The 6,931-nt window shown below is 54.7% G+C and carries 2 protein-coding genes; both read right to left on the bottom strand.

Annotated features, from left to right (window positions below; all coding sequences use genetic code 11):
- Window positions 1-266: 266 nt before the first annotated feature.
- Window positions 267-3,557 (bottom strand): hypothetical protein, encoded by a 3,291-nt coding sequence (locus tag AC04L7_RS09775; RefSeq protein WP_475512911.1) that lies wholly within the window; start codon window positions 3,555-3,557, stop codon window positions 267-269.
- A gap of 16 nt (window positions 3,558-3,573) precedes the next feature.
- A complete protein-coding gene (locus tag AC04L7_RS09770; protein WP_475512910.1) occupies window positions 3,574-6,852 on the bottom strand; it encodes an RNA-directed DNA polymerase in 3,279 nt (1,092 codons plus the stop codon).
- Between the last annotated feature and the right edge of the window lie 79 nt (window positions 6,853-6,931).

The raw sequence follows: 6,931 nt of genomic DNA, 5'->3' as shown, positions 1-6,931 counted from the left end.
GGGCGAACTTGTGGCGAAGCTCTGCGGCAACCTCTCGCACGTCATCACCGAGTCAGCTTTAGGGACTGGCCGTGGTGTGGTGACCACCACGGCCGGGACGCTCTACGTTTTGCCTAGATGAGGGCGAGCAGTCATCGCAAGAACACCRCCCAAACGTTCAGTCAAGAAGTCTACTTCTTGGGCCGGATCGATTCAGGCGTACGCCAGGCGACCGCTTCTGGCCGAAAGAGCATCAGCGACGTGATCAACCAACCTCACCGGAGGCCTCACCTTATCCATGACGGCACACTAATTTCTGGCAACTGTTCATCGTGCCTTAAGGTCAGATCCACATCTAACCAGTCGTAGAGAGCCGGCGACGCCCATAAACCACTGGCGAGCGTACCTGCATGAGGTAACTGATCGGCATCACTCTTGAACGCTTCGATTCTCGCAGTCACGGCGGCCGGATCAGAGAAGCACTTCGCAAAGTCTTTGTAACGACTTCCTTTCGACACATCCATGACCAAGCTCCAGAATTTCTTGGACTCGTGGACGCGGCGCGACTCAAGATTGACACCCCCCTTGACCTTTGTCGTAGCAACACCCAAGGACGAACACACCGGCGTCTTTATGTCATGACTGTCCACTACCTCCACAATGGGCAAGTACGCGACGAGCTGTAACGGCACCGGAAGCATTTGAGGTCGCGGCTTGCCCTCTATCATGTTGTATGGATCAATATCGGCCACCACCACAGCCTGGTCCTTTTCACTCAAAGCGTCCGAGCTGTTGTTGTAGAAGATTCCCTTTGACCAGCCGTGATAGGGAGTGCATGTCGGTATGTACCCTGCCTCGCTGTGTTCGCGCGACCAGCTCGCACGGCCGATAAAGCAGCTGCCACCTTTGAGTAGGTGCGCGCCCGTTCCATTGCAGAAGACCGTTGTCGTTCCTCCTGCCAAGAGACTTGCCTGGCCTGCCAACCAATAGTCGGCGGTACGTGTGGTCGCCGCTGGAACCATCAAGACAGAACGCCTATCAGATGAAGCTCCACGTGCGCCAGCAGCCAGCAATTCACCTAAATTGAAGACATCATCGCGAACTGCAGTTTCACTAGCAGCAAAGCCAAACTTCTTACAGAAGGCGCCGTAGTCATCTTGGATGTGCCTAAAGTTCAACGGACTCGTCAGCGCAAAGATTTCTGAGCAGACTAGCTCCGCGAAATGCTTTAGAGGGAGCGGCTTGTCGGTAAGGAGTGCATTGACCTGCTCCACCGTAAGTACATTTCCATGCTCAGCGATGCGCGAAACCAGCTGGCCCGGCTTAAACAATGGTGAAAGAGCATCATTGCTGGGCCGAATGTGTTCGCTAAGACCCACAGATCTGTACTTCTTCGGCCGAGAGAGGACCAACACCTGGCCGGATACATCGGACCTAGAAGTATCCTTGTGTGTGCTTGCACTCGAAGGAATGTCTACCACCGGCCACAGTAAAGTGAGAATAGCCTGGAGCGCCTTCTCCTGTGGGAAATGTTCGAAGTTCTTGTAGGTTCCCGCGAGAACTGACAAGTTCTTTCCTTTGAGCTCATCCTGGATCCATTCCACCGTCTTCTGACGCACCGAGTACTCTGGCAACATCAGAATATCAACACCAAGTGCCTCGCACGCTTCGATGGCACGCTTCAGCATTCGCTGTCGACGGTGCTCGTGCCAGCTTGGGAACAGCTCGCCCTCACGATTCCATTTGTGCTCAAGGCCACGCGCTGAGCTTGCTAGATCAAGCTCGTTCCATTTCGGAAGCTCCCTCTTGCAAGCTTCCGTAATCGCTTCTGCCGCACCTTCATTGAGCGGCCAGCTGCGCGCGTGAACCTCCATCATCGGATGAAAATAGGACAGCTCCTGCTCGGACTGCAAAATGGCTACTCGAACGTGAGCAGGATTCTTGAGATCCTTTCGTTGCTGCCAGTTGTCGCGCTGGCCTTCACGAACCGAGCGACGCACTCCAGGGTCGTCATCAGACTTTGGAGCCTCATGATGTATCCCCCTACCGTCAGAAGCTCCATCATCAATAGAATCCCGATTAAGATCCTCATGGACCTCATCCACAGAATATCTACTCTCTCTAACTTGCTTGATCTCAGTGCTAGGCGAACTCGAAGTAGCCTGCCCAGCATCTTGCGGTTGACTAAGTTTTGCTAAGGCTCGACCCGCAACGGAAATAGACACCAGTCGCCTAGACCTAAGATCGACGGTCTCTGTCCAAGCCTTAAGCACCTTGCCACCGCTGACAATCTCTTCAATTTTCCTATCGGGTGGATACTGTCCAATCATCCACGTTTGGATCTCCCATTCTTGATCCCTGTGGTCGCGAAATCTCTTTCCTTGCGCGTCATATCCGTAAGTCGGACTGACGACCCGAATGTTAGCGAACTGCAGTTGCGAATCGAGAGTAGAGACCAGCTCGATGGCTCTCTCAAGAAGATCCATAGTCAACAGTTCAACGGTTCCCAAACCAATGTCGAGGAACGGCCAATCCCCTTCTTCCTCGCATTGATCCGCCCTTTCGAGAACTGTGATCAGTTCAGATAAGCGCCCAATCGTATCCGTCTCAACACAGATTCTTGGATCTTCGCTCTGCGCCGCCACGACGGATCTTAAGTAGACACCTCGAACGATAGAGGACAGGCCACGCCCGACCTCGGCGGCAGGCGGTGCAGCGGCTGTGCTAGGGGTGAATTCGGGCCCTCCAAGGTCCACCTCCACGCTCGGAACCTCCATCCCAGGGATGAAGAACTCACCTTGAGCCCTGAGAGAAATGGCGATGCCTTGAAATGYAACCGCGATGGCAGAGCTCACCATGCCCGCCTGAAGCATTCGCCAAGCGTAGCTTGCGCCAAGATCGTCGCCACCAGGCGACATGTCATGTATTACCTCAACAAGCGGAAGCAAAGCACTAAGGTCAGAGCGCAAGCCAGTCCGCCTACTCCCGAGTCCGAGCATCTGACCTACTTCACCGGGCAATCGACCAACCACTCTATCGGCAAGACGCCGGAGAAATTCGGTTGGTAACAACTCAGCAGGTTGGTAGGTGTACCGGATCCGCATCGCCGCAAGATCCGCCTCGTTTGCTAGAAGCGCTGAGATCTGCTGTCGATTCTGTTCGTCGCCTCCTCCTTCGGGGAAGGACTCAAGGAACTTAAGCGATCGCTCAACAGATACAGGAAGTTGGTCCGCCCCTTCGATTCTGCGACTAGTCGTGGAGTTGGCGTATTCACCCCTGAGCTTTCGAAGTTGACAGCGAATCACATAGGCGCTGATGTCAGAAAGAGCTGCGCCGTCCAAGGGAGGGTCATCGGTTTCGCCGTACTTCCCAAGGTCTTCGATGTAGCCATAGTAGTCGGAGACAGCAATACCAGCCCGCCAAAGACGAGCTTCGTATATTGGAACCTCGACGGTTCTCAGGCCTCGTTCTCCGTTTCGAACGAAAGCTTTGTTCGTAAGCTGAGCCGCCGGCACCCCTTCGTTAAGGATGATCAGCTTGTCATCTTCACTGGTTGCGATGAATGCCCACGATGGCACGAGTTCTTGGGATTCGTTAGCTTCTCTTATTGGCCACACGAACTATCGCTCTGAACAGACGCGCAACCTCCTTTGGCGTGCCCCTCATTGAGTAACGCGGCGTCCTCAGCGCACGAAACTTCATGTCCGAGACCGCTGCCACTCTCACGTCTAAGCTGCCTCTGGAACTCTTTACCCACGGCAGATCCCACTTACCGGGATGACCTTCCTGAGCACCAAGCAACAGTGGATCTGATTGATCTCCTAACTCCACAGGCTCGTAAGCCCTAATTTCATCGACCAGTGCCATGTGCACCACAGCATCTGCGCTAGTGCAAGCAATCAGACGCTGTTGATCAATGCCGGGGAGAGGTGGCAGCAGAAGTAGACCATCCTCCGCATCCCCAAGCAGGTGGGCCCGTCGAGATAGAATCCTCACCAACTCCGAGCGGGGCACGACTGAGACTATCGTCTGCAATGCTATAGACGAGTATTCTGAATCCGACGCCTGGGATGAGGTGAGATCTGGGAGCAACTGTCGAACCACGCTGAAGGAGCCAGCCTCTCCACGATCGGCAGCTCGCTTCTCAGCTACATTGATAGGTTCGCGCAGAGGCTCCAGCGGATCGCGTCCATCAAGCCTCGGCCTCTGAAGTTGATCGACAGCTAGATGCATCCATTCGAATGAATTCCATGTGCCCGGTGTCCTTGCCAGCTCTGCTTGGCTCACCACATTAGAAGTGCTTTTCGCTCCTTTTTTAGCCTTCCACAGTATTAGTTCAAGTCGCCTACCCACCTGATGAGCCAGCGAACGCGATCTACTACTTACTACTTGCGGGAAGTCGGGTTTTCTCGCTATTTCCGCTAGAACTGCAAGCCTGGCTCGTCGCTCATAGTTCTCCTGCGCGTTCAACATCGAGAGAGGATAAGAGCTAGTGTCGAGAACCTTGTCTAGACCCTCGACAGCGAATGCCAAGGGCAGCTCCCATGGATTCCTATTTGGATCCAAGATCCATGTTGCGCCGCTGCAACACTGCTCCCAATAACCGTCGAAGAGATCGAGGGCTTCGCCGAACGTAGCCGTGGCCTCTCTTTCAGTCTCGGTTAGAGACATTGCTACGGCGTACCAAATTAGACGTGCCCCTTTTGCGAGCTCGCTTGCGCGAATGTCTGGCGCAAGAAACGCCGTGCGTACAGCACGGAGAATCGTCGGGACATCTGAACTGTAGAGAGTCCAATCGGAGAGGATCTGGAGCGCCGACTGCCTATCGGTGTCAGGCAGTGCAACCCATGGCTCCCAGCCTGAATCGCCATCACCGACTAGTGTGGGCTCCCATGCCGGCCCCGACACAGCCATTGCTCGCCCTGATGTGATGAACTGTGCGAACTGGCTGGAAGACATTGGTGGAATTGCTTGAGCTTTCGCAACAAGAATCAAGTCAAGCCTTCCGGCAGCCAGAACTACTTGGCGCTTGAACTCTTCGAGGAGCTGCGCCGAGTCTGCGAGCAGCACTATGTCGTCTACATATCGCGCGTAACCAATTCTCGTGTTTCCTTCGACGTTGTAGCGCTGCTTTAGCTCTAACGCGACCTCATCAACCGGGAACAACGCTATGGAACCGAACCATGCCGATGTTACCGGTCCCTGGGGAATACCCATGTTGTCCGAAGCCGACTCCGCCTCTCCGTTGTCGGGCCGCTGGTACGTGTAGCCAAATAGCGAAGACGTCAGATAGTCAAGCACAGTCGACGCGTCATCCCTTCCTCCGCACCCTCTTCCATAGCTCAACAGTTGGCAGAAGTTTGACGAACCGTTAGGAATGGTACCGAGCGCTTGCGACAGCTTAGGGAGAAGCGCGTCGCGAGCAACGTATCGCCTTATCCTGTCGTAGTATCGAACGGCGTCAAGCCGCTCCGTATACACAAACCCAATCTTCTCAGATTGCTCGTTGATCGATCGAACGAAATGTTTCCAGCAATCACTGAAGGGACGGAACATGCCCTGATCAGTCGCCGGCTGCCTTCCTTCCACGACCTCCATATCAATCTGATAAGCGTAACTCAGTGGAACCTCTAGACTGTCAGAGTCAGGGCCGGCCCCTAAGCCTGTCGTACAGACCTTGTCACTTTCACGGTAGTAGCGTACGGCTGGCACGCAGTGACTGAATGGCTTGCTGCCGGCACTAAGCGCGTCGAGTCGCTCGGACAGAATTTCATTGAGGATGTACTGCTGAATTGTGAGGACCTCGCATGGCGGCATTACCTTCAGACGGGGCTCTTCTTTCCCAAATGATCGCGGCACCCACACCGCATCGTAAGGAGGCATATCACCCAAGAAGGGCGAAGCAAGACGTTCCTTCAACGCGAKATTGAACATCGTTGCTGCTTGGTCTAGTCGCTCCCAGCGCGGTTCGTCGCAGGGCAGCTCACCGCGCCGCGACCCTTTGTATGCCAACAGGCGTGCGTGATTTAGTTTGGCGTCCTCATTCGAACTGAAGGGACCTGAGCTAGCTTCGGCAGGCTTCCTCGTGCTCTCAACGTAGGCCAACCAGTCGCCCAAAGCATCAGTTGCTCTGCCCCGCTGAGGATGTGGTTGGCTAATCCAATCAGGGAGCGCTCGATCGGCTCCGGCCACCAGCCTGCGCAAAGCGCCCGTGGCGCGTTCTAGTGCAAGAATCCTCCTTGAAAGAGGCGCGCTACTCCAAGAGCCATTGTCGATTAGGGCCCTCGCATTGGCGCCGTACTCTGCGGCAAGAACTGCGGTGGCCGGTGGTAGCGCCGCCTCCCTAAGCAGAGACTGCGCAACATCTTGATCTTGCCCTCTGAGTAGACAGTCCGGATCCTTGCAGGAAGGGTTGCCTCCCTCAATTTCATAAGGAAAGGAGAATTCTGTTCGCAACCCCAGCTCGAGAAGTTGTTTGATCGACTGGGATGCCCCCCTTAGACCGGACTCGTCATCATCCATCAGGACGTTAACTACGAGCCTCTCCGCACCAACTTCTGATGCGAGCGACCGGATTATTTTTGCCTGCTCGTAACTGAGCGAGCTCCCCATCACCGCAACCGCCGGGATGCCGAAGGTGCTTAGTCTCAACGAATCGAAAAAGCCTTCACAAACAAAGAGGTGAAGATTCTCGTCAGTATCTGATGCTTTGCTCCGCAGTCGAGCGAAGGCGAGATGGCCGTTGTAAAGATGTGAGGCCTTCTGCAGCCCCTTATTAAGCATGTACTTAGGGCTTTCCTTCGCCGGCGTTGCATCAGCTGCTCTTGCTGCGAGTCCTACTAGGGTGCCGCCAAGATCTCTGATAGGTATCACTACTCTTTCACCGGGGAAGTAGTCAGAGTAGCGATATCCTCTTTCTAAACGCAGGTTGTAAGAGGAACCGAGAGTGGGC

Source organism: Pseudoxanthomonas sp. LjRoot204_2 (genome assembly GCF_056175765.1).
Note: the sequence above shows the minus strand (reverse complement) of the source record. Positions and strands in the feature narration are given on the sequence as shown.